We start from the raw sequence: 18,107 nt of genomic DNA on the forward strand, positions 1-18,107 counted from the left end.
CCACAATTTCTGGAACACTCCAAGAAAAATAGTTTCCTTCCTCCCCCGTCGAGGGGGTCCGGGGGGCATCATGCCCCCCGGCCGCCGGAGGCATCTTCTCTTCTCTTCCCACCGCCTCATTCCCCACCTCCCCTGAGCGCCTCGATAGGGTCCATGGCGGCGGCCTTGCGGGCGGGCTTGAGGCCGAAGACCAGGGCGATGGCCAGGGCGGCGGCCAGGGACAGGACGAAGATCTTGGGCGACAGGCGCAGTTCGAGCAGCCCCAGGCGCGACAGGGATTCGCTCAGGGCCACCCCCAGCCCCACACCGCACAACGCGCCGGCCATGGTCAGGTAGAGGGCCTCGGAGAGGAACTGGGCGGTGATGGCCGCGCCGCTGGCGCCCACGGCCTTGCGCAGGCCGATTTCCACCTTGCGCTCGCTGACGCTTAAAAACATCAGGTTGGCCAACACGAAGCCGCCGACCGTGATGGCCACGGCCGCTGTCAGGCCCAGAAAGGCCACCAGGCCGCCGGTGAAGGCCGTGAGGAACTTCAGGATTTCGCTGGCCGAGATGATGGTGAAGTCGTCGTTTTCCGTGGGGCCGAGCTTGTGCAGGTGGCGCAGCAGGGAGCGCAGGTTGTCGCGATGGACGTCGATGAGTTCGGGGTCGTGGAATTTGATGCGAAGGCCGCGGAAGTAGTTCCGGTTCAGGTTGAAGCGCTGGGTCAGGGTCGTAATGGGCATGATGATGCGGTCGTCGATGGTGACGTCGGAGCCGCCGCCGGAAAAGCCCCGGTAGGCCAGGCGGCCGACGATCTGCACGGGCAGGTTTTTCACCAGGATGGTCTGGCCGAGCGGCGAGGCGTCGCCAAAAAGCTGCCTGGCCGGCTCGTCGCCGATAAGGGCCACCTTGGCCCCCCGGGCCACGTCCTCGGCCGACAGGTCGCGTCCCTCGGCCAGGGGCCAGTTCCAGGTCTTGGCGTAGTTTTCCGTGGCCCCGACCACCACCGGCGCTTCGTGGTTGCGGTTGCCGTATTTAAGCGTGATCTGGCGCACGGAGCGCATGGGCAGCACGGCGTAGGCCCCGGGAAGCGATCTCGCCACGGCCCGGGCGTCGGCCCAGGTCAGGGTGTTGAAGCGCTGGCCCACGGGCCGGTTCTCGATGTCGCCGCCGATGACCATGACCGCGTCCGGCCCGAAGAAATCCACGATCTCCAGGGCCTTGCGCCGGGCGCCGTCCACCGAGGCGACAATGACGGTCAGGGCCGCGATGCCCATGGCCACGGCGGCGATGACGAAACAGCTGCGGGCCTTGTGGGCCCACAGGGCCAGGGCGGCCATGCGCTGGATGCGCCACAGGACGCGGGCGGCGCGCCTACTCGTTGTCCACGCGGCCGTCATGGACGTGGATTTGCCGGCGCGCGTAGGCGGCCGTGGCCGTGTCGTGGGTGACGACGATGACGGTCTTGCCGGCCTCGCGGTTGACGGAGGCGAGCAGTTCCATGATTTCGGCGCTGGTGGCCGAATCGAGCTGGCCGGTGGGTTCGTCGGCCAGGATCAGGTCCGGGTCGTTGATGAGCGCCCGGGCCACGGCCACGCGTTGCTGCTGGCCGCCGGAGAGCTGGGAGGGCTTGTGGCCGGCCTGGGGGGTGAGCCCGACCTTGGCCAGGAGCTCCTCGCCCCGGCGGCGCAGCCGGCCGCCCGGGGTGTCGCTGTAGAGCCCCGGCAGGAGCACGTTGTCGAGCGCCGTGGCGTAGGGGATGAGGTAGAAGCTCTGGAAGACGAAGCCGATGGCCTGGTTGCGCAGCCGCGACAGGTCGTCGTCGGACAGCGCCCCGGTGTCGCGCCCGCCCAGGCGGTAGCTGCCGGCGCTGGGGCGGTCGAGCAGGCCAAGGATGTGGAGCAGGGTGGATTTGCCCGAGCCCGACGGGCCCATGACGGCCACGAACTCACCGGCGCCGATGGCCAGACTGACCCCGTCCAGCACGGTGTGCCGGGCCTCGCCCATGACATAGGTCCGTGTGACGTCGGCCAGTTCGATCAGCGGCCCGTCGGCGGAGCGGCTCTGGCGGGGCAGCGTCATCGCGTGCTCGGCCGGTTGGGCTTGGGGGCGTTGACCACCGGCGCGGCCAGCCCCGGCAGGACGATCTGGGTGGCCACCTTCTCGCCAGGCGTCAGCCCGGACGTCACCTCGGTTTCGTTGAGGCCTTCGAGGCCAAGGCCGGGCTGGACCTCGCGCACGGCGTCGCCCTCGCCCACCGCGAACACCACCTGGCGGTTGCCGATCCATTTGAGGGCGGCGTTGGGGATGACCAGCACGCCCTTTTTCTCCTGGACCACGATCTGGCACTGGGTGGTCATCTCCGGGCGCAGGCGCGCCGATTCCTTGGGGTCCAGGCGCACCAGGGCCTGGTAGTAGACGATGTTGTCGCGGATTTCGGGCTGGGGATAGATCTGGTCCACGCTGCCGGAAAAGGTCGTGCCGGGGTGGGCGTCGACGCGAAATTCCACGGGCAGGCCGGGGTGGACCTGGCCCACGTCGGTCTCGTCCACGTAGATCCACATTTCCAGGCGGGTCGGATCGAGCACGGTAATCAGGTTGGCCACTTGCAGGCCGGCCACCACGGTTTCGCCGGCCTGGGAGGTGACCAGGGCGACCACGCCGTCGATGGGGCTGACGATGCGGGTGTAGGAAATCTTGGTCTTGACGGATTCGATGACGGCTTCGGCTTCTTCCTTGGCTTTCTGGGCCTTGAAACGCTCTTTTTCGAATTCCGTTTCCAGGCGCACCTGGGAGGCTTGGCGGGCCAGGACCTCGTTTTGGCCGACGAGCGCGTCGCGGCGGGCGGCGTCGAGGACGTCGCGGGCAATGAGCGACTTGCCGTAGAGTTCCTCCTGGCGTTTGAGGTTGGCGGCGGCGTATTCGCTTTTGGCCTGGGACAGGCGTTCCTCGGCCTGGGCTTCGGCGATGCGTTTGGGGTAGACGGCCTCGACCTGGGCCAGTTCGGCCGTGGCCCGGGCGAGCTTCGCCTGCGCCTCGTCGAGTTGGGCGCGCAGTTCGCGGTCGTCGATGACGGCGATGAGCTGGCCGGTGTGGACCTCGTCGCCGACCTTGACGTTCATTTCCTTGATGGTGCCTGTGGCCCGGGCGCCGATTTTGACGATGGCGCCGACTTGCGCCTTGATGATGCCGGTTGCTTCCAGGACCTTGCGCACGTCGCCGATTTGCGCTTCGGCCGTGGCCAGGACCCGGGGCGGTTCGACTTTCTTGTGGAACTGCGTCCAGGCGAAAAGTCCGCCACCGGCGAGAAGGACAAGGAAAAAGAGCCATTTGACAATGCGCATGCGGTGTATCCGGGAGAGCGGTTTTTCCGTCGTATATCCCGGAACGGCCGGGGGGGCAAATCGGGGGCTGGCGCCGCGCGCGAGGCGCGTTTTTTCACAGGGAGCGTCTTACGGCGAAGTCCTCATTGGAGCAGGAGCCACGTCGGCGTCGTGATGGGCACCAGGGGCCAGGGATCGCTCAAACCCTGGACGGGCAGCAGGCGCTGGGCAAAGGTGCCGTCGCCGATCTGGCCGCTGGCATTTTCGCCCCAGGCCCAGACATGCCCGTGGGACTTGAGGGCCTGGGTATGGCCGTTTCCGCCAACGACCTGGATCACGCCGGACAGGTTGTCGACGAGCCCCGGGGTGAGGCGATTGCTCGTCGTGCCGCTCCCGAGTTGACCGTAATGTCCCCAGCCCCAGGTGTAGACCGAGCCTGCCTGCGTCACGGCAAGGGAGTGGTAATCGCCCGCGTCGATGCCGGCCACTCCGGTGAGGTTGACGGCCATGACGGGCTGGTTGCGGTTGCCCGTCACGCCGATGCCCAACTGGCCGACATCATTGAAACCGCATCCCCAGACCGTGCCGTTGTCGGCCAGGACCAAGGTGTGTTGCCAGCCGGCGGCGATGGCTTTGGCGGTGGTCAGGCCGGTGTTTTGCGACATCGTCACCGGTGTGAGGCGGTTGGAGGTGGAGCCGTCGCCGAGTTGGCCGGCGCCGTTGCCTCCCCAGCCCCAGACGGTGCCGTCGCTGGCCAGGGCCAGGGAGTGGATGCAGCCGGCGGCGATGGCTTTGATGGAGGCAAGCCCTTGGACCTGGACGGGGGTGAGGCTGGCCTCGGTGGTGTTGTTGCCGAGCTGTCCTTCGGTGTTGCGTCCCCATGCCCAGACCGTGCCATCGCTGGCCAGGGCCAGGGAGTGGTAGCAGCCGCCGGCGACGGCGATGGGATCGGACAGGCCCGGTGGCTGGCTGGTCGCGACGGGGACATTGACGCTTTGCGTGCTGTCGTTGCCGAGTTGCCCCTGGCCGTTATTGCCCCAGGCGAACATCGCGCCATCATTTCGGATCGCCAAGGCATGCTCCATGCCGGCGGCAATGGTCTTGACGTTGGTCAGATTTTTCACGGCCACGGGATTCGAGCTGTCGGACTGCCCGCCGTCCCCGAGTTGCCCGGCCCCGTTATTGCCCCAGGCGTGGACGGTTCCGTCGGCGTACAGGCACAGGGCATAATTCGCCCCGCCAGCCAGGCTCGGCGTCAGGGCGGCGTGAAGGGGATGGCTGCAACACCAGAACATTGCGGCAGCAATGAAGCCGAAACCAATGCGAATGCCGGATACGTGAAGGGATGGAAACATGGCTGGGCCCTCGTGTTGGGGGGATTGCTTGGCTGAGTAACTCGGCGTGATACAACACAATCCTGAAAGGCCTGGAACCGACGAATCCAACAGCAAAGGAAGATGGGTTCAAGGATTATACAGTGCGGCAATCCCTGTCAACAGGCCTGCTGAAAACCGCCAGGCCGCGCGGGACACCGGATGCCCCGCATCCGGCAGAGGGCGAGCATGCCCCCTGATATTGTTCCGATTGCGGGCATTGCGCCTAAAACGGCGACAGCTTTTTCCAGAAGTCCCGTGCCTCCTTGGGCGGGGGGCCGGGCTTGGCCCGGTTTTTCTCGACCTTGCACTCGACCATGGCGAAGGTCTCGGTCTTGCCGTCGGCACAGCCCACGAACACCTTCACGTGGTAGCTGTTTTCATTGAAGAGCAGGAAATACTCGAGCTGCGTCTTGCCGCCCGGCGCCGGCGAGGTGGCGTCGGGCGGGCCGTACTTGGCCGTGAATTCCGCCGTGGCCCGGGCGGCGTCGCACTGCTTGGCCACTTCCTTGGAGGGGCTCAACGAGAAGCTGTCCTTGAAGATGCAGCTGTTGTCCAGGATGTTGCGGCCGCCGGCATTGTTGGACTGGGCGATGTAGGGCAGCTTGGCCAGCATTTCGCCGAGCGCCGGGTTGGGGTGGTAGGTCTGGGCCAGGGCCGGACGGCAACAACAAACCACAAGCAGCAACAATACGAGCGACCCCATCCGCATAAACAAACCTCCATGCCGCGCCCGGCCATGCCGCGACAAGGCCGGATGAAACTGTGCCGCGCCCGGCCATGCCGCGGCAAGGCCGGGCCAAAGCGTCAGCCGGCCAATGCCGCGATCCATTCGGCCACGGGTTCCTCGATGATGCGGCGGATTTCCGCCAGCCGCTCGGGCGTTTCGGCCTCGAAACGCAGCACCAGCACGGGCTGGGTGTTGGAGGCGCGCAGCAGTCCCCAGCCGTCGGGGAAGGTCAGCCGCACCCCGTCCACGTCGATGACGTCGAAGCGTTCCCGAAAAAAGGTCTGGGCTCGCGCCACCACCTCGAACTTGATGGCGTCGGGGCAGTCCAGGCGGATTTCCGGCGTGTTGACCGTGGCCGGCCAGTCGGCCAGCATGGCGCCCAGCGGCACGGTCGTGCCGGCCACGATCTCGGCCAGCCGGGCGGCGGCGTACAGGCCGTCGTCGAAGCCGTAGTAGCGGTCGGCGAAAAACATGTGGCCGCTCATCTCGCCGGCCAGCACCGCACCGGTTTCCCGCATGCGCGACTTGATCAGCGAATGGCCGGTGGCGGCCATGATCGGGTTGCCGCCGTGGGCGGCGATGTCCTTGTACAGCAAATGGCTGCACTTGACCTCGCCGATGACCGTGGCCCCGGGATGCACGGCCAGCACCGACCGGGCGTAGATGGCCAGCACCTGGTCGCCGTAGAGCAGCCGGCCCGTGGCGTCCACCACGCCGATGCGGTCGGCGTCGCCGTCAAGGCCCACGCCGAAATCGGCCCCGGCCTCCACCACCCGGGCCGCCAGGTCGGCCACGTTTTCCAGCACCACCGGGTCGGGATGGTGGTTGGGGAAGCGGCCGTCGGGCTCGCAGAAAAGCGGCACCACCTCGGCGCCGCACTGGCGCAGCACCTCGGCGCACAGAAGCCCCCCCGCCCCGTTGCCGCCGTCCACCACGACCCTGACCGGGCGGGCCAGGGTCATCTGCTCGGCCACATGCTCCACGTAGGACGGCTTGATGTCGTGCTCGCAAACCACGCCCGCGCCGGCGGCGAAATCGCCCGCGGCCATGATGTCGTAGAGTTCGCGCAGGGCCGCGGTGTGGATGGTGGTCTCGCCGGCCCAGATTTTGAAACCGTTGAATTCCGGCGGGTTGTGGCTGGCCGTCACCATGATGCCGGCTTTGCGGCCAAGGGCCTTGACCCCGTAGTAGAACGCCGGGGTGGGCACCATGTGCAGGCAGGTGACGTCGATGCCGCACGAGGCCAGTCCGGCGGCCAGGCTGGCCTGGTAGGCCGGCGAGGTCAGCCGGCAGTCGTGGCCGACCACGGCCTGGGAATAGCCCCGGCGCAAAAAGAAGGTCCCGGCCGCCCGGCCGAGCAGCTCCACCCAGTCCGGATCGAAATCGACGTCGACCAGCCCCCGGATATCATAGGCCCGGAAAACCCCGGGCGACACTGGCTTCATGCATCCTCCTCGCGAAATACGGCGGCAAGCCCCCAGGCCGGCTTCCCTTGACCTTCCCCGGCAAGTCCCCTATGCCGCCTGAAATGAACTGGGATTGGGAAAAGCTCTCGGAGCAAAAACGCCGCCAGGGATCGCCGCTGCCCGATCCCGGCCGTTTCGGCGAGGATCTGGGGAAAAAACTGTCCACCTTCAAGCCACGGCTGCCGGGTGGGCCGAAAATCGCGGTGCTCGTGGTGCTCCTTTTATGGGCGGCCAGCGGCATCTACATCGTGGAGCCCGACGAGGCCGGCGTGGTCCAGCGCTTCGGCGCCTACGTCCTGATCACCGGACCAGGACCGCATTACCACTTACCGTTTCCCATCGAGACCGTAAAGACCCCGAAGGTTTCCCAGGTGCGCCGGGTGGAGATCGGTTTCCGCTCGGTCTACGGCCGCTCGGGCGAGTCCCTGCAAAACCGTTCGGTGCCTGAGGAATCCCTCATGCTGACCGGCGACGAGAACATTGTGGACGTGCAGTTCAGCGTCCAGTACCAGATCGCCAACGCCGTGGACTATCTGTTCCGGATCGACCACCCCGAAGAGACCGTCAAAAGCGCGGCCGAGGCGGCCATGCGCGAGGTGATGGGCGACGCCCAGATCGATTCCGTGCTCACCTCGGGCAAGCTCAAGGTCCAAAACGACACCAAGGTCCTCCTGCAGACCATGCTCGAACGCTACGGCAGCGGCATCGACATCCTGGCCGTGCAGCTCCAGGACGTGCATCCGCCCAAGGAAGTGGTGGAGGCCTTCAAGGACGTGGCCAGCGCCCGGGAAGACAAGAGCCGCTTCATCAACGAGGCCGACGCCTACTTCAACGACATCCTGCCCAAGGCCCGGGGCCGGGCCGCCGCCATCTTAAACGAGGCCACCGCCTATCGCGAACAGACGATCCGCCGGGCCAAGGGCGGCGCGGACCGGTTTTCGGCCCTGCGCACTGAATACGACAAGGCCCGGGACGTCACCCGCGAGCGGCTCTACATCGAAGGCATGGAATCCCTGCTGTCCACTCCGGAGCTGGAAAAAATCATCTTGAGCGACGAGGCGGCGCGGCAGGCCGTGCCCTATCTGCCGCTGGGCCAGCTGCCCCCGGCCGCCGCGCCCGGTGACGGCGCCGGCCGCACCGAGGCGCCCAAGGCCGACCCGGCCAAGGCGGCCAAGGGAGGCCGGCCGTGAAAACCTCCCTGATCCTCGGCGCCGCCCTGGCCTTCCTGGGCCTAATCGCCGCTTTCCAGACCGTCTATGTCGTGGACCAGACCGAAACGGCCATCGTGCTCCAGCTCGGCAAGCCCACGGGCCATGCCAAGGGGCCGGGGCTGCACGCCAAGATCCCGTTTATCCAGAACGTGGTCTTTTTCGACGCCAGGCTGCTGGAATATGACGCCAAGGCGGCCGAGGTCCTCACCCTCGACAAGAAAAACCTGGTGGTGGACAATTACGCCCGCTGGCGCATCGTCGACCCCTTGCTGTTCTACCGCACCCTGCGCACCGTGGGCCGGGCCCACGCGCGCCTCGACGACATCATCTACGCGGAGCTGCGGGTGGCCCTGGGCCGCTATACGCTCCTCGACGTGGTCTCGCAGAAACGCGCCTCGATCATGGGCGAGGTGACGCAGAAATCCACGGAATTGCTGGCGCCTTACGGCATCCAGGTGGTGGACGTGCGCATCAAGCGCACCGACCTGCCGGCGGAAAACGCCCAGGCCATCTACGGCCGCATGCGGGCCGAGCGCGAACGCCAAGCCAAGCTCTACCGGTCCGAGGGCTGGGAGGAGATGGAAAAGATCAAGTCCGGGGCGGACAAGGACCGGGCGGTGCTTCTGGCCGAGGCCGAACGCCAGGCCGAGGTGCTCCGGGGCGCCGGCGACGCCGAGGCGGCCGCCGTCTGGGCCGAGGCCGTGTCCAAGGCGCCGGAATTTTTTTCCTTCACCCGAAGCCTCGAGGCCTACCAGAAGGCGTTTGCCCACAAGTCGCGCCTGGTGCTGACGCCGCAAAGCCCTTTCCTCAGATACTTCCGATAAATGACGCCGCCCGGCCGGCCTGGCCGACCGGGCGGACCCGATGACGCCCGCCCGGCAACGGCCGCAGCCGGATGGGTTTGCGCGTGCGCAGCCGCGCCGGCAAACGGCCTGGCCAGGGTTGGCAGCGGCCGCGGGCGATTGCCCGGCGTGGTTTCCCGCCCGCCGCAAGGCCGGGCTTGACAAGGCCGGCGCCTTTGACGGAAGGTTCAACCCCATTTCCGTATGGCGGGAAAACCGTAGCGGCAGTGCCCGCCTGCCATTTTCGCAGCAACCCAGAGGGGGAAACGATGGTCCTCGAGCTGATCCGGCCCGGCACCAACATCAATTTTCTCAAGTACCGCAAGCTGGCCTACCTGGTCTCCGCGGCCATCATCGTGGCCGGGTTCGTCTCCCTGGCCGTCAAGGGCGGACCCCGCTTCGGCGTGGACTTCGCCGGCGGCCTGTCCATTCAGGTCCGTTTCGCCAAGGCCGTCGATATCGAGGCCATCACCAAGGCCGTGGACGGGGTCGGGCTGCAAAACGTGGTCGTGCAGCGCTTCGGCCAGGACGAGGCCAACGAGTTCCTCATCCGGGCCTCGGATAACGAGGTCAACCAGGAGACCGTTCGGGCTTCGGTGGAAGCGGCCCTGGCCAAGAACCTGCCGGATTCGGGCTATTCGGTCCAACGTCTGGAGATGGTCGGGCCCAAGGTCGGCGCGGACCTGCGCGGCAAGGCCCTGGAAGCCATTTTCTATTCGGTGCTGCTCATTGCCATCTACATCTCCGGCCGCTTCGAGCAGCGCTGGATGGCGGCGGGCATGATGGCGGCCGGACTGGCCGGCGGCATCTACCTGCTCAAGCTCGCCGGCGCCTCCACGGTCTGGCTCATCGTCGCCGCCATGCTCATCACGCTGGCCCTGTGCTTCGTCATGCGCCTCAAATACGCCCTGGGCGCGGTGGTGGCCGACCTGCACGACGTGCTCATCACCGTCGGCATCTTTTCGCTGCTGGACAAGGAATTCGACCTGACCATCGTGGCCGCGCTTCTCACCATCCTCGGCTATTCCCTCAACGACACCATCATCGTCTACGACCGCATCCGGGAAAAAAACCGCACGGTGGGCAAGAGTGTGCCCTTCGAGGAAGTCATCAACAAGAGCATCAACGAGACGCTCTCGCGCACCATCCTGACCGCCGGCACGACGCTGATCACCGTCACCTGCCTGTACTTCCTGGGCGGCGCGGTCATCCACGACTTCGCCCTGGCCATGCTCATCGGCATCCTGGCCGGCACCTATTCCTCGGTCTTCGTGGCCAGCCCCATCCTGCTCGACCTGGGCCAAGGGCTGACCCCCCGCAAGGGCGCCGAAGCGCCGACCGGCGGCCCGGCTCCGGCCAAGGCCTAGAAGGCCGGCCCCTTTCAGGCACGAAAAAGGCCGCTTCCGCAAGGAGGCGGCCTTTCTCCTATTCCGGGGCCGGACGTGTCGCCGGGGCCACGGCCGTCCGGGGCGAGGTCAAATGCGGCGGCCGTTTGCCTTGCCCTGGGGCCGGACTGGTCATTGCCCGCCCAGAAGCAGCGGCAAAAACGGCAGGGTCGGGCCGCCCGAGGCCGGGGCCGGGTGGGCCAGGTAGTATTCCTGGACCGACTGGATCCAGTACCAGCTGTCGGTGGGCGGCTGGCCGGTGCCGTGGGTGCTGTCGCCGACGCCGGCGCCGAAAAGGGCCGCGATAACGCCGTACGCCGGCAGGGCGCTTATGTGCTCGCCCCAGGTCACGGTCAGGCCGCTAGCCGAGAGGGCCGTGTCGCCGGCCTTGTTCTGGGCGAAGTAATCGGCCCGCAGGCTTGTCGCTTCGCGTACGGTGTCGCCCAGGAAATAGGTGGCGCAACTGTCCTCGTAGTGCTGGGAGGTGTTGGCCAGGTCCGGAAAGGGCTCGCCCGTGCGCACGCTGACCCGGGAGGTGGCGTTTACGCGGCCCAGGGGCAGCTGCCACAGCACCATGGGCTTGCCCGTGGCCTGGCCCAGGGTCTGGACGAACAGCAGATAATTGTTCCAGTGGTCGCTGTTCCAAAACCAGGTCGAATTGGCCGGATCGTCGGGCGATTGTATGCCGGCGTCGAGGCCGTACTTGTCGATGGACACGAAGTCCGCGCCGCTGGTCAGGATGCCGGCGGACAGGGCATAGGCGGCGATCGCCTGGGCCACGCTCACGATGGTCTGCCGGCCGACCGTCCAGCCCTGGTCGTTGTCGTCGGTGCGGCGGATGACACCGCGCGCCCCCGTGCCCGTGGGCGAGGCCCAGAGGTTGAGCTGCCAGCCGAAGACCACGTTGCCGCCGTCGGCCCGGACCTGGGCGTTGATGCGCTTGACCGTGTCGACGAGTGTGCCGTCGGCGGTGGTGATGGCCGACGGGGCCAGGCCGGAATTTTGCTGCATGTAGCCGAGGAAGTCCGGTTCGAGGATCACGCCGTAGAGCTCGCCCTGCATGACGGCCGTGACCTGGGACAGGAACAGGGCCAGATTGGCGTAATAGGCCGTCATGTAGTCGGCGTCCTGGACGTGGGCCAGGTCCGTGTAATAGCTCTCGCCGCCGTCGGGGATGTTGTAGAACACGAAAAAGGGAACGAGCCCCAAAACGAGGCTTTCCTTGGCATAGGAGGTGGCCCGGTCCGGGTCCCAGGAGGACCAGCCGCTGATGGGGCCGCCGTTGATGTAGATGTAGCGGATGTCGGCCCGGGTGCCGGCCTTGCCCGGTTCGTGGCCGCGCCAGAAGGACAGGTCGGCGTCGGTGTCCTCGGACACCGAACCGATGGCCACCGGCCCCGGCAGGCCCGGCAGGGCGCCGGCGGCCGTGTCGATGCGAAGCCCGACGTACAGGACCGAGGCGTCGGCGAAGGTCAGGCGCAGGCCCGTGCGGCCGGCGGCGCGCCCCGTCACCGCCAGCGCCCCGTCGGCCAGGCTCAGCCGGGCCACGTCGGGATTGCGGGCCGTGACGGCCGTGACGGCCTTGTCGAAGGTGAAAGTGCGCGTCTGGCCGACCCGGGCGTGGACCTGCAACGGGGTGTTGCCGCCGCTGGTGAAGGTCGTCCCGTCCCGGTCGGCCGTGATGCGGGAGTCGGCTGTGGTGGTCGTGGTGGTCGTCGTCGTGGTGCAGTCCGTGCACCAGGAGCCGGTCACCTCCAGGGCGGCGGGGGCGGCGATGCCGCCGGGCGTCACGGACAGGCCCACGGTCACCGAGGCGCCCGGGGCGATGGTGGCATTCCAGGTCGCCGGGCCGAAGACGAGCTTGCCGTCCTGGTCGTCCAGGCGGGTCGCCTCCCAGCTGCTGGTCACGGTGCCGGCCAGGCTGAAGGAAAGCCGCCAGTCGGTGAGGCTGCGCGAGGAGTCGGTGTTGGTGATGGTCACGCCGGCCGTGCAGCCCGTGCCCCAGTCCTGGGTCAGGGCGAAGCTGGCGGTGACGCCGTCCAGGGCCAGGGCGGCGGCGGGGGGCAGGCCGCCGGCAAGAAGCAGGAGCACAAGGGCCGGCCAGCAGGCGGGGCGGATACGCATGGGCAACTCCCAGAGGTTGGATGGAGGCGCGGGGCCGCCTCGAACAAAGCCTGGAAATTTGTCATGCAAATATCCAGCCAAAAAGGAAACGGCCCGGCCGGCCCCGGGCCGGCCGCCGCACTCCACCGGGACTGGATCGTGGGCCGGTCGGGCCACCGGGAGCGGGCCTCGCGGGGAGGGCGGCCTCGGCCAGCCAGGGGCCGTCGGCCAGGCGTGGAGGGGCGCAACGGCGTCGGCATTCGCCACCAACATCGGCGGTACTCGTCGGCCAGGCGGGAAGGGGCGCAACGGACCGACGCGCTGCGGTCCAACTCTCGCCGGCCCGTCGGCCGCGCCCCCACTCACGCAACGGGCGTATTGCATCGCAGCGGAAGCGGTACGCGGCCACGGACGCACCGTGGGCAGGCTCCTCGATCGTGCCGGGCTCGCCCGCCGGCCATGCGCCCAAGGACGCGACCGGCGACATCGGCCGGGCAGGGCCGCCCTGTCTCGCGCGCCCAGCGGCGCTGACGGGCGTCTGGGCGAGCGCCGGGCGAAGCGGGATCAGGGGGTGGTGACGGGGAGCAGCTTGCCCGGGTGGCCGGCCTTGTACTGGGCCAGTTCCTGGTCGTAGCGCTTGTAGTCGGAAAGCGCGTGTTCCTTGGCCTGGTGGTAGCGCTCCTGGGCTTCGAGGTTGCCTTCGCGTCGGGCGTCCTCTTCGGCCTGGGCGTAGCTCAAATAGGCGTTCTGGCTGGATTTGACCTTTTCGGCCAGCATGAAGCCGGGATCATGGGTGATCTTGGCGCTACAGCCCCAAAGCAAGGCGCAAACGAGCAGGCCGCCCACGCAGGCGGCCCCGAGACGATGGAGAAAAACGGATTTTGCCATGGCAGTTCACGTGTCGGTCGGCGCAAGCCGGCGGAAAGACTTGTCGGCGTTACAGCCGGATGTTGACGATGCCTCCCAGTGGGACTTCCACCACGCCGGCGGCGACGGGTTGGGTGTTGCCGGCCGGGGTGGTGTCCACATGGCCGCCTGGAGGCACTTCCACCGATCCCGTCGGCGGCGTCGTCTGCACGGCACCGGCCGGTGACGGGGTCACGAAACCGGGGGGCAGGGCCTCGAAACGGCCAGGGGGCAGGGCCTCGATGTGGCCGGAGGGGTTCGCTTCCACATGTCCGGCGGGGGTGACGGCGTCGGGCATGGCGCATCCTCCTCGGACGTGAGCCGTCCTTGTGCGGGACTATGCCCCATTTCCCCGGGCGAGGCAATGTCGGCCCGGGGGGGCGGATCAGGCGGCGCGGGCGACCTTTTTCGGGCGCACCAGGGTCTCGGCGGCCAGGCCGGCCAGGTAGAGCACGCCGCGCAGCAGCAAGGGATAGCGGGCAGGCGGCGCTTGGCCGGCCGCTTCCTCCATGGGCACGATATCGTCGGGGCGGCGTCCGGCGGCCAGGCGGCGCTGGAGGGCCCGGGCTTCTTCATTACGATTGTTTAAGGCCAGGCTCTTGCCGGCGGCCCGCCGGGCCAGGTCCGGGCGGCGCAGGAAATGGTAGGCCCTTGACAGGCCCAGGTAGATGTCGGCGTTTTTCGGGGCCAGTTCCAGGGCGTGGCGATAGAGCATCACGGCGGCGGTGTAGTGGCGCTCGCGCACCAGTTCGTTGCCCAGGGCCAGGAAGGGGTTGTAGCCGGCCTCGTCCTCGCCAAGGAGGGTGAGGAACTGGTCGCGCAGTTCCACGAACCGGCTGGCCCGGGCGCAGGCCGAGGCCGCTTCCTTCATGTAATGGCGGTACTGCCGGGTGCTGCCCTTGGCCTTCCAGGCCCGGGCCAGGCCGAGGTAGGCTTCGACAAACAGCGTGTTGACGGCCAGAGCCTTGTGGAAGGCCAGGATGGCGCGTTCCATGTCCCGGGCGGCCAGGGCGGCCATGCCTTCCTCGAAATAGCGCGGGGCGTCGTCGGGCAGTCGGGTCACGGCCTCGTAGGCGTCCCTGGCGGCCTCGGGGTCGCCGGCGGCCTCCTTGGCGGCGGCCCGGGCCAGGGCGGCCTTCTCGGCGGCGGCGAAGCGGGCCATGTGGGCGGCCATGGTCAGGTGCTTGCGGAAGGTGTCCTCGGAGTAGGGGCGCAGGCAGATGCCGGCCGCGCCGAGCTTGACCGCGGACAGGACGTCGGCCCGACGGGCGTCGACCATGGTCAGGATGACCGGGATGTGGGCCAGGGCCGGATCGGCCTTGACCGCCGCGACGAAGGACCGGGCGTCCATGTCGGCCAGGCTCGCGTCGCACACGATGAGGTCGACCTCGCCCTTGCGGGCCATTTCCAGGGCCCTGGCGCCCGAGTCGGCGTGGTGCGTGCCGAAGATGCGGGCGCGCTTGAAGAATTCCCGGTCGATGCGGGCGTGGCCGTCGCTGGCGGTGACGATCAGGGGCGATCGGAAAAGCGTCGGGGGCGTATGGGGCGCGGTCATGGCCGAATCCTCGCTGCGTCGTTTCCGGGGACGTTTCCCCCGGCACTGAGCGTATCGGCCATCGGCCCGGATGCTTTAGAGGCGAAATGATCCCTGGCCGAACGGCCAAAACAAGTCGCCCGCGGCCAGGGCCGGCCGCGGGCGACGAAGGGTCGGAAAGGGCAAGGCGGAGCCGGCTACAAGGCGGCCACCATCTTGATGAGGCGCACGAGCTGGTTGGTGAAGCCGGCCTCGTTGTCGTACCAGGCCAGCACCTTGGCCATGGTGCCGTCCAGGACCTGGGAGGCCTTGGCGTCCACCACGCCGCCGTGGGTGTCGCCCACGAAATCGACGGATACCAGCGGTTCGTCGGTAAAGCCCAGGTTGTCGCCGGAAGCGGCCTTGAGCACGGCCAGCATGCCCGCCGTGTCCGTGGCCTTTTCCAGCTCGCAGGTGAAATCCACCACCGAGACGTTGGGCGTGGGCACCCGGATGGACATGCCGTCCAGGCGGCCGGTCAGGGCCGGGATGACCTTGGTCACGGCCCGGGCGGCGCCGGTGGTGGTGGGGATCATGGACAGGGCGCAGGCCCGGGCCCGGCGCCAGTCCTTGTGGGAGCCGTCCAGGATGCGCTGGCTCATGGTGTAGGAGTGGATGGTGGTCATCAGCCCGTGCTTGATGCCGAAAGCGTCGTTTAGGGCCTTGGCGATGGGCGCCAGGCAGTTGGTGGTGCAGGAAGCGTTGGAGATGATCTTGTGCTCGGCCGCAAGCTCGTGGTCGTTGACGCCCATGACGATGGTGACGTCCTCGTTTTTGCCCGGCGCACTGATGATGACCTTTTTCGCGCCGGCGGCCATGTGTTTCTCGCAGGATTCGCGGTCCACGAACTTGCCCGTGGTTTCCACCACGTAGTCGCAGCCGCAGTCGCTCCAGCGCCACTCGCCGCCGCCGTGGCGGGTGATCCGCACGGTCTTGCCGTTGATCACCAGCCCCGCGTCGGTGGGCTCGACCGTGCCGGAAAACCGGCCGTGCACGGAATCGTATTTGAGCAGGTGGGCAAGCTGGGCGTTGTCGGCCCGGGCGTTGATGGCCACGAGGGTGATCTCGGGGTCGTCGGCCAGAAGCCGCGTCAGGTACCGGCCGATACGGCCGAATCCGTTGATGCCGATGGTCACCGCCATATGCGTGTCCTCCTGGGATGGTTCGTGTCGATGCCGCCGTACGCGGACGCTGTGCCCGCAAGCGTCCAAAATTATAGGCCGGTCAAGGTGTTGTGTCAATATAACGACGCGGCGAACCCGGTTGCCCGCCGCTTTCGGGCCGCCTGGCCGCAGGGGGCCGCCGGCTGGCCGCCCGTGTGGCGCCCCCTTCAAAATACAGCGGTAGCCTTCGAGAAAATTGGGCCTTCTCAGGTGTTGTCCTCGAACAGCATGCGCCCCCTTCGCGGCCGCGGCACAAGGCCGGGCAGCCGCGCCGCCAGGGCGGCCAGGGCCAGCCCCAGATCCCAGGCGGCCAGGCTCGACAGGGGCCTCGCGGCGTAGAAATTGCGCACCGATTCGGCCGTGGTGGCGGCGTAGGTGGGAAAGGGCCCGAGAAACGGCCACAGCAGGGCCTCGGGCTTGACCAGGTCGCACAGCCCGTGCAGCCCCCAGAAAAAAGCGGCCACGTACGGCCAGCTCCCCGGCAGGGAAAAGCGGCGGCAGGCCCAGGCGAAGGCCGCCAGGAAGGCCAGGCCGCCAAGCAGGCTGTGGGCGATGCCGTGGCCGGGCAGATCGAAAAGGAGCTTGAGGGGCTTGTCGATCCAGTCCGGGCCGAAGGCGGCGATCAGGCAAAAGGGCAGGCCCGCCCGGCGAAACAGGCACTGTGCGCCAAGCGAGCCCGCCCCGAGATGGCCAAGGACCACGGCCGGCCCCTACTTGGGCAACAGCCAGGAATCGTCGATTTCAAAAAGCGGAAAGGCCGGCTGGGGCTCGGGCGTGCCGCGGACCAGCCCGTCGTAGCAGGCGCGTTCCTGGGCGATGGCCCCGTTGTCGGTGATGCGGATGATGTTGCCGGCGGTTTCCTCGTCGTTTGCTGTTTCGAAGTGCTCGAGCAGGATGTCGGTGCCCGTGGGCTTGTTGGTGCCGAAAAGCCAGCGCAGTCCTTTGTACTTGCTGTCTTTCTTGCCGGTCACCGGCAGGGGCACGCCGTAGCGGGCGGTCAGTTCCTTGGCCAGCTTGTTGAAAAGGGCCAGGGAGCCGTCCTTGTATTTGAGCCGTACCCGTTCCACCCGGTTGGTGGTGGCGCAGCCGCCGAGGATCACGTAACCGGCGGCAAAGCCCTTGGTGGGCTTGAGGTTGGCCCGGATAAGCCAGGGCCGGTCCCACAGCGGGGCCAGCCGGGACAGGTCCAGGCGGTCGCGCAGGCTTTCGGCGTCGGCGCCGATGGTGAGGCCGGCGATCTCGGTGGGCGCCTTGGCCGCGGCCACGGCCGGGGCGGGGCGGACGGTCAAGGCGGCCAGGGCCAGGACGGCGGTCAGGGCGAGGGGGGCCAGGCGGCGGTGCATGGGCGGCTCCTTGGGGGTCGTATGGGCTCGGCCTCCCACAAAGCCCGGCACCGGCCCGATTGTCAAGGTCCCGGGGTTGCCGGCCGGCCCGCCATGGCGTAGAACGCGCCCATATTTCCCGGGCGGTTGCGCCCGTCCGTTTCCATCCCAAGGAGAGCCCCATCATGTCCAAAAAGGCTTTGCTGCTTGCCGTTGTGTTTGCCCTCGTCCTCCTGCGCGTTCCGGCCCAGGCCGCCTCGCCTTCCTCGGGTGGCGGCGCGGCCACCTTCGCCCACGCCTGGACCAGCTATTCGGAGAAGGAAAAGAAATCCTTCCTGTTCGGCTTGGCCACGGCCGCCCGGGCCATCTGTTCGGACCTGAGCACCTTCCAGAAGGATGCCAAACCCCAGGACATCGAGACCCATTTCCGCGACTGCTTCAACACCTACGCCGGCATGGAGCCCGACCGGATCATCGCGGCCATGAACGCCTTGTACGCGGATTCCAAAAACGCCATGATCCCCATCGACGGCGCCTACCGCATCGCCATGATGCAGGTGCGCGGCGACAAGGTGGACGAGATCATCCTCCAGTCCCGCAAGTACGGCGAAGGCCTCAAAAAGCAGCTCGACCAGCAAAAGGGCCAATAGCGCCTTTTCCGTCCGCGCCCCGCCCGCTGCCGGCCCGGGGCGCGGACACCCCCGCCCGCTGCCGGCCCGGGGCGCGGA

At 67.8% G+C, this 18,107-nt stretch carries 17 protein-coding genes; 4 read left to right on the forward strand and 13 right to left on the reverse strand.

Annotated elements, in window-relative coordinates:
• Positions 1-116: 116 nt before the first annotated feature.
• From ACP59X_RS05795 to ACP59X_RS05820, 6 genes are all read right to left on the reverse strand, one after another.
• A complete protein-coding gene (locus ACP59X_RS05795) occupies positions 117-1,382 on the reverse strand; it encodes an ABC transporter permease (protein ID WP_428566122.1) in 1,266 nt (421 codons plus the stop codon).
• Positions 1,357-2,064: an ABC transporter ATP-binding protein gene (locus ACP59X_RS05800; RefSeq protein WP_428566127.1), complete on the reverse strand. Its 708-nt coding sequence runs from the start codon at positions 2,062-2,064 to the stop codon at positions 1,357-1,359. Before ACP59X_RS05800 ends, ACP59X_RS05795 begins: the two co-directional genes overlap by 26 nt.
• Positions 2,061-3,326: an efflux RND transporter periplasmic adaptor subunit gene (locus tag ACP59X_RS05805; protein ID WP_428566129.1), complete on the reverse strand. Its 1,266-nt coding sequence runs from the start codon at positions 3,324-3,326 to the stop codon at positions 2,061-2,063. The genes ACP59X_RS05800 and ACP59X_RS05805 overlap by 4 nt, the downstream gene beginning before the upstream one ends.
• A gap of 122 nt (positions 3,327-3,448) precedes the next feature.
• On the reverse strand, positions 3,449-4,660 hold the full coding sequence (locus ACP59X_RS05810; protein WP_428566131.1) for an RCC1 domain-containing protein: 1,212 nt from the start codon (positions 4,658-4,660) through the stop codon (positions 3,449-3,451).
• Between the two features lie 244 nt (positions 4,661-4,904).
• Positions 4,905-5,390 carry a hypothetical protein gene (locus tag ACP59X_RS05815; protein ID WP_428566134.1) on the reverse strand — a complete coding sequence of 162 codons (486 nt, stop codon included), beginning with the start codon at positions 5,388-5,390 and terminating at the stop codon, positions 4,905-4,907.
• A gap of 95 nt (positions 5,391-5,485) precedes the next feature.
• A complete protein-coding gene (locus ACP59X_RS05820; protein ID WP_428566138.1) occupies positions 5,486-6,853 on the reverse strand; it encodes a phosphomannomutase/phosphoglucomutase in 1,368 nt (455 codons plus the stop codon).
• Positions 6,854-6,936: 83 nt separating this feature from the next.
• Here ACP59X_RS05820 and hflK point away from each other — a divergent pair, with 83 nt between their 5' ends.
• From hflK to secF, 3 genes are all read left to right on the forward strand, one after another.
• On the forward strand, positions 6,937-8,064 hold the full coding sequence (hflK, locus tag ACP59X_RS05825) for an FtsH protease activity modulator HflK (protein ID WP_428566142.1): 1,128 nt from the start codon (positions 6,937-6,939) through the stop codon (positions 8,062-8,064).
• Positions 8,061-8,909 carry a protease modulator HflC gene (gene hflC / locus ACP59X_RS05830; RefSeq protein WP_428566145.1) on the forward strand — a complete coding sequence of 283 codons (849 nt, stop codon included), beginning with the start codon at positions 8,061-8,063 and terminating at the stop codon, positions 8,907-8,909. The genes hflK and hflC overlap by 4 nt, the downstream gene beginning before the upstream one ends.
• 287 nt (positions 8,910-9,196) lie before the next feature.
• Entirely contained in the window at positions 9,197-10,294 is a 1,098-nt protein-coding gene (gene secF, locus ACP59X_RS05835) for a protein translocase subunit SecF (protein ID WP_428566148.1), read from the forward strand.
• Between the two features lie 150 nt (positions 10,295-10,444).
• Here the strand turns inward: secF and ACP59X_RS05840 are convergent, their stop codons facing one another.
• From ACP59X_RS05840 to ACP59X_RS05870, 7 genes are all read right to left on the reverse strand, one after another.
• Positions 10,445-12,436, reverse strand: a complete 1,992-nt coding sequence (locus tag ACP59X_RS05840; protein WP_428566150.1) for a cellulose binding domain-containing protein — start codon at positions 12,434-12,436, stop codon at positions 10,445-10,447.
• A 543-nt stretch (positions 12,437-12,979) separates the two neighbouring features.
• Positions 12,980-13,303 carry a hypothetical protein gene (locus ACP59X_RS05845; protein WP_428566153.1) on the reverse strand — a complete coding sequence of 108 codons (324 nt, stop codon included), beginning with the start codon at positions 13,301-13,303 and terminating at the stop codon, positions 12,980-12,982.
• A 49-nt stretch (positions 13,304-13,352) separates the two neighbouring features.
• Entirely contained in the window at positions 13,353-13,619 is a 267-nt protein-coding gene (locus tag ACP59X_RS05850) for a hypothetical protein (protein ID WP_428566156.1), read from the reverse strand.
• Positions 13,620-13,706: 87 nt separating this feature from the next.
• Complete coding sequence (locus tag ACP59X_RS05855; protein WP_428566158.1) at positions 13,707-14,876, reverse strand: response regulator; 1,170 nt, start codon at positions 14,874-14,876, stop codon at positions 13,707-13,709.
• A 176-nt stretch (positions 14,877-15,052) separates the two neighbouring features.
• Positions 15,053-16,036 (reverse strand): type I glyceraldehyde-3-phosphate dehydrogenase, encoded by a 984-nt coding sequence (gene gap, locus ACP59X_RS05860; RefSeq protein ID WP_428566162.1) that lies wholly within the window; start codon positions 16,034-16,036, stop codon positions 15,053-15,055.
• Positions 16,037-16,263: 227 nt separating this feature from the next.
• Positions 16,264-16,758, reverse strand: a complete 495-nt coding sequence (locus ACP59X_RS05865; RefSeq protein WP_428566167.1) for a hypothetical protein — start codon at positions 16,756-16,758, stop codon at positions 16,264-16,266.
• Between the two features lie 9 nt (positions 16,759-16,767).
• On the reverse strand, positions 16,768-17,400 hold the full coding sequence (locus ACP59X_RS05870) for a hypothetical protein (RefSeq protein WP_428566169.1): 633 nt from the start codon (positions 17,398-17,400) through the stop codon (positions 16,768-16,770).
• Positions 17,401-17,564: 164 nt separating this feature from the next.
• On the opposite strand from ACP59X_RS05870, the gene ACP59X_RS05875 reads away from it, so the two are divergent.
• Positions 17,565-18,029, forward strand: a complete 465-nt coding sequence (locus ACP59X_RS05875) for a hypothetical protein (RefSeq protein ID WP_428566172.1) — start codon at positions 17,565-17,567, stop codon at positions 18,027-18,029.
• The last annotated feature ends 78 nt before the right edge of the window (positions 18,030-18,107 follow it).

The organism is Solidesulfovibrio sp. DCME, assembly GCF_049995385.1.
Classification (GTDB): Bacteria; Desulfobacterota; Desulfovibrionia; order Desulfovibrionales; family Desulfovibrionaceae; genus Solidesulfovibrio.

Bases quoted from the DNA above. Each gene is read 5' to 3' on its own strand.
- ACP59X_RS05795 (WP_428566122.1), bottom strand. From the start codon at position 1,382: ATGACGGCCGCGTGGACAACGAGTAGGCGCGCCGCCCGCGTCCTGTGG.
- ACP59X_RS05800 (WP_428566127.1), bottom strand. From the start codon at position 2,064: ATGACGCTGCCCCGCCAGAGCCGCTCCGCCGACGGGCCGCTGATCGAA.
- ACP59X_RS05805 (WP_428566129.1), bottom strand. From the start codon at position 3,326: ATGCGCATTGTCAAATGGCTCTTTTTCCTTGTCCTTCTCGCCGGTGGC.
- ACP59X_RS05810 (WP_428566131.1), bottom strand. From the start codon at position 4,660: ATGTTTCCATCCCTTCACGTATCCGGCATTCGCATTGGTTTCGGCTTC.
- ACP59X_RS05815 (WP_428566134.1), bottom strand. From the start codon at position 5,390: ATGCGGATGGGGTCGCTCGTATTGTTGCTGCTTGTGGTTTGTTGTTGC.
- ACP59X_RS05820 (WP_428566138.1), bottom strand. From the start codon at position 6,853: ATGAAGCCAGTGTCGCCCGGGGTTTTCCGGGCCTATGATATCCGGGGG.
- hflK (WP_428566142.1), top strand. From the start codon at position 6,937: ATGAACTGGGATTGGGAAAAGCTCTCGGAGCAAAAACGCCGCCAGGGA.
- secF (WP_428566148.1), top strand. From the start codon at position 9,197: ATGGTCCTCGAGCTGATCCGGCCCGGCACCAACATCAATTTTCTCAAG.
- ACP59X_RS05840 (WP_428566150.1), bottom strand. From the start codon at position 12,436: ATGCGTATCCGCCCCGCCTGCTGGCCGGCCCTTGTGCTCCTGCTTCTT.
- ACP59X_RS05845 (WP_428566153.1), bottom strand. From the start codon at position 13,303: ATGGCAAAATCCGTTTTTCTCCATCGTCTCGGGGCCGCCTGCGTGGGC.
- ACP59X_RS05850 (WP_428566156.1), bottom strand. From the start codon at position 13,619: ATGCCCGACGCCGTCACCCCCGCCGGACATGTGGAAGCGAACCCCTCC.
- ACP59X_RS05855 (WP_428566158.1), bottom strand. From the start codon at position 14,876: ATGACCGCGCCCCATACGCCCCCGACGCTTTTCCGATCGCCCCTGATC.
- gap (WP_428566162.1), bottom strand. From the start codon at position 16,036: ATGGCGGTGACCATCGGCATCAACGGATTCGGCCGTATCGGCCGGTAC.
- ACP59X_RS05870 (WP_428566169.1), bottom strand. From the start codon at position 17,400: ATGCACCGCCGCCTGGCCCCCCTCGCCCTGACCGCCGTCCTGGCCCTG.
- ACP59X_RS05875 (WP_428566172.1), top strand. From the start codon at position 17,565: ATGTCCAAAAAGGCTTTGCTGCTTGCCGTTGTGTTTGCCCTCGTCCTC.